The sequence below is a fragment of the Microcystis sp. M53598_WE2 genome, from assembly GCF_030067735.1.
Taxonomy (GTDB): Bacteria; Cyanobacteriota; Cyanobacteriia; order Cyanobacteriales; family Microcystaceae; genus Microcystis; species Microcystis aeruginosa.
The window spans coordinates 1-4,054 of sequence record NZ_JASJFE010000409.1 but is presented as its reverse complement, the minus strand read 5'-3'; the positions used below and the strand labels follow the sequence as shown (position 1 = coordinate 4,054).

The window sequence follows — 4,054 nt, the reverse complement described above, 5'->3', positions numbered from 1 at the left end:
TCACCGATAAACCTAGCCTTTCTAGTATCGACCACCGACCAGGGAACCACGAAAACCAAAACTTCCCACCTCACCATGAAGATAACCGCCATAAATCGCAGCAAAAATTAACTTCTAGAGACAGGATATTTGCTTAGTATAGAAATAGAGAGATTATACCTGAGAACTGACCCCATAACCGCCCAAAAGCAATATAAGCGGCGAAAGTGATCATTTTCTAGGCAAGTATTGCCTTAGTAATTGACGATTTTTACTTTTTACTTGATTTTATGTCTTTAACTCTCTCAGAACAACTCAAACGAGAACAATTATCCTACCCTCAAACTCTCCTCCATCATCTGCAAAAGTTACGGCATTTTGTGACAGTAGAAGGAGAGGAGAAATTGCAGCAGTGGAAAAACCTGATTGAAAAGGATAATTTTCAACCTAGCACCCGTAATTTAGCCTATTATCTCGCCCTGAGACAAGAAGATATCCGGGATTTGCAATTAGCTTTAATGCCCTGGGGATTATCTTCCCTAGGCCGGATTGAATCGAAAGTTTTACAGACCCTCGATGCCGTAATTGCCACTTTAGGGGCGGTTTGTCATCAAGAATCCTCATTATTACCCAAACATCCCCCTTTAGAGGCATTTTTCCAGGGAGATCAACTTTTAGCCTCCCATAGCGCCGAAGTTTTCGGTCTGCCTTCCCCCCGGCGTCGGGTGCGAATTATGGTGACAATGCCGACGGAGGCGGCAACCGACCCCGATTTTATCGCTCAATTACTGCGTTGCGGGATGGACTGTATTCGCATTAATTGCGCCCATGATGGACCCAAAGAGTGGCAGGGAATGATCGAAAATCTGCGCGAGGCGGTCAAAAATCCCGAAAATTTAGTCAATGGACATACCTGTAAGGTTTATATGGACTTAGCTGGCCCAAAAATCCGTTTAGAACAGATTTTAGCCCCCCAGTCCCAAACCAGACTATATCAAGGGGATTTTCTCCTCTTAACCACCCAACCGCCCCATACTGCCCATCCTCAGTATTTTCAGGCTAATTGTTCCCAACCGGAAATTATTCCCCAAATTCCCGTCGGGGCGAAAGTTTGGATTGATGATGGTCATATTGGGGCTGAAGTTATTGCCATAATGCCAGAAGGTCTCTTACTAAAAATTACCCACGCTAGGGAGAAAGGGGAAAAACTCAAAGCAGATAAAGGCCTAAATTTCCCCGATACCGTCTTAAATATCGATCCTTTGACCGCAAAAGACCGGCAAGATTTAGATTTTATTGCCCAAAATGCCGATATTATCGGTTACTCTTTTGTGCAAAAAGCCAGCGATATCGAGACACTACAGCTAGAGTTACAAAGTCGTTTGGGGGATGCTTGGCGACAAAAAGCAATTGTGGCCAAAATAGAAACACCTTTAGCCGTGAAAAATCTACCCGAATTAATCATCCATGCCGCCGGTAAACAACCTTTTGGGGTGATGATTGCCCGGGGTGATTTGGCCGTAGAAATTGGCTATCAAAGACTCGCAGAAATTCAAGAGGAAATTCTCTGGTTATGCGAAGCGGCCCATATTCCAGTAATTTGGGCCACCCAAGTCCTAGAAAATCTGGTCAAGAAAAGTATTCCTTCCCGGGCCGAGATTACGGATGCCGCTATGGCCGAAAGAGCCGAATGTGTCATGCTTAATAAGGGGGAATATATCCGTGAAGCGGTGACAATTCTCGATGATGTTTTACAAAGAATGCAGAGCCACCAAGCTAAAAAAACGCCCCAATTACGCGCCCTCCATTCTTGGGTTTAGGCAGTTTCAGTTATTAGTTATCAGTTATTAGTTATCAGTTATCAGTTATCAGTTATCAGTTATCAGTTATCAGTTATCAGTTATCAGGAGATTATTTTTATTTATTCTCCCCAGTTCATAATTCATAATTCATAATTCATAATTCCTCACACCTTTTCAACAGGATTGAGAATCAGAGGCAAATTAACGCATATTATTGACCGCACCACTAACCAAACCAGCGCTAACATAGCGACCATAACCATCAAGACGGTTTTGTTGAGCGATTCGGGAGGGATTATTGACGAGATCGGCAACTCCCACACCCATCATCACCACGGAGATAACTGCGATTAAGTAGTTACGGACAAAAGTTTGATTTTGGTGGTTGGCTAACATGGTTGTCACCTCTCTTTCCTGTCGATAACCTTAGAATACGAGAGGGTTTGGGGTGATGTCAGTCCCATAATTCCGGGTGACAGAAGTGGAAAAAAGTGGAATCCACAGATAAGCTATGATTTTTTGTCGATTAGAATCGGTAGATAGGGAATCGGGAACAGGAAAAGGGCAATATTCGTCATTAATCTGGTTAAATAATCAGTAAATTGCCTAAAAACTGACATATTCTCCAGAATATGACCCTAGAAACAGCGATTATGACCATACAATTTTTCTGGCCTTTAGTTTTAGGATTATCTATTGTTATTATTGACAATGGGCAATATCTGAGAGCAGAAACGCTAACTTTGAGCGCCAGTCAACGGCAACAACTGCGATCACTAGATGCTAAGATTATTTTACCTAACTATATTCCTCCCGGATTTCGGGCCAGCGAGATTAAAATCCTCGCAGAAGAGGGGAATGGATACGCAGTCCTCTTTGAAAATGCCGAGAATAGCTGTTTTTTGGTGGAAGGAATCGAAAACGCCAGGGGCGATGATGGTTTAGAATTAGAGGGAACCCTGGCGCTCAATTCCCCACTATTTGGAGAAGGATACTGGCTCAATTATGGTACACCCAAAGACTCGGAATTAAGGCAACAATTTCCCGAACCCGATTTGTATTCCGATTGGATGAAAATGGGAGAATATTTTTATCGTCTCAGTGGGGCATTAATTGCCCGGGAGGAGTATGATTATCCTAATTGCCGTCAAGATATTTCCCCATCGGAAGCGGTTAAAATAATCGAATCTTTCGGAGATAACAATTAAATTGAATTTATCTACAGTCATTTCTGATCTACAACAAAGAAGCAAGGAGCGGTTAGCTTGGTCTGATTTTTGCTGGTTAGGATTAGTAATAATTTTGGGACTGGTTATAAGGTTAACACAATTAACGAGCAAACCTCCCTGGACGGATGAATTTGCCACTATGGTTTTTAGTATTGGCAATAATTACCAGATAGTGCCGTTAAATCAAATAATTTCCCTAGACACTTTATTAGCACCTCTCCAGAGCAACCATCAGGCAACTATTGCCGATGTAATTAAATTAGTTATTCAGGAGGACAATCATCCACCTTTATATTTTATTTTCGCCTATCTCTGGAATAAATTATTCTTTGATCGGGGAGAATATGTGTCTTTAGAAGGAATGCGATTGCTGGCAGTTTTTTGGGGAGTTATTTCGATTCCTTTAATTTATTTTATCAGTAAATTGGTCTTTAAATCCGGCTCGATCGCTTTTCTGTCGGCGATTTTAATGGCGGTTTCTCCCTATGCGGTTTTTATCTCCCAAGAAGCGCGCCATTATACTTTAGCGGTTGTATTTGTCCTCATATCTTTAGGCTGTTTTCTTAGGGCAAGCGGTCAAATTATCGACCATAAGAGAATATCCCATACTTTGGTTTTTTTCTGGTTAATTGTCAACTGTCTAGGGTTATTAGTCCACTATTTTTTTAGTTTAACTATCCTAGCGGAAGCAATAACTTTATTATTGATTTTATTCAAGCAAATCCAACAAAAAAACTTTTGGATAACTAATTGGTGGCGTTTAAGTTTAGTTTTTTTAGGTAACTTGAGCTTTATTATTATTTGGTTTATCAGCTTTGTACCCAAAGATTATGGCAATCAGATGACTGGTTGGATTCAGAGAGACAATGATAGTTTTTTAGCCGTAATTAGCCCCCTTTTTCAGTTACTGGGAACATTAATCACCATGCTTTCCCTGCTCCCCGTTGAATCAGAATCTTTAATAATTATCTTGATTTCTGGCGCAATAATGATCGGGTTTTTTCTCTGGATTATCCCACAATTAAAAACAGCGTGGCTAGACTC

4 protein-coding genes are annotated in these 4,054 nt (G+C 41.2%); 3 read left to right on the top strand and 1 reads right to left on the bottom strand.

Annotation, left to right across the window (positions count from 1 at the left end; translation table 11 throughout):
- Positions 1–269: 269 nt before the first annotated feature.
- The gene (locus tag PX636_RS08720) at positions 270–1,799 is read left to right on the top strand and encodes a pyruvate kinase (protein ID WP_288116781.1); all 1,530 of its coding nucleotides are present in this window, start codon (positions 270–272) and stop codon (positions 1,797–1,799) included.
- A gap of 183 nt (positions 1,800–1,982) precedes the next feature.
- On the opposite strand, the gene PX636_RS08715 is transcribed toward PX636_RS08720, so the two are convergent.
- Entirely contained in the window at positions 1,983–2,177 is a 195-nt protein-coding gene (locus PX636_RS08715) for a hypothetical protein (RefSeq protein ID WP_002763089.1), read from the bottom strand.
- 236 nt (positions 2,178–2,413) lie between these two features.
- Here PX636_RS08715 and PX636_RS08710 point away from each other — a divergent pair, with 236 nt between their 5' ends.
- Together PX636_RS08710 and PX636_RS08705 are read left to right on the top strand one after the other, a co-directional pair.
- On the top strand, positions 2,414–2,989 hold the full coding sequence (locus PX636_RS08710; RefSeq protein WP_288116779.1) for a hypothetical protein: 576 nt from the start codon (positions 2,414–2,416) through the stop codon (positions 2,987–2,989).
- A 1-nt stretch (position 2,990) separates the two neighbouring features.
- On the top strand, positions 2,991–4,054 hold a 1,064-nt coding region (locus tag PX636_RS08705; protein WP_288116778.1), incomplete at its 3' end, for a glycosyltransferase family 39 protein.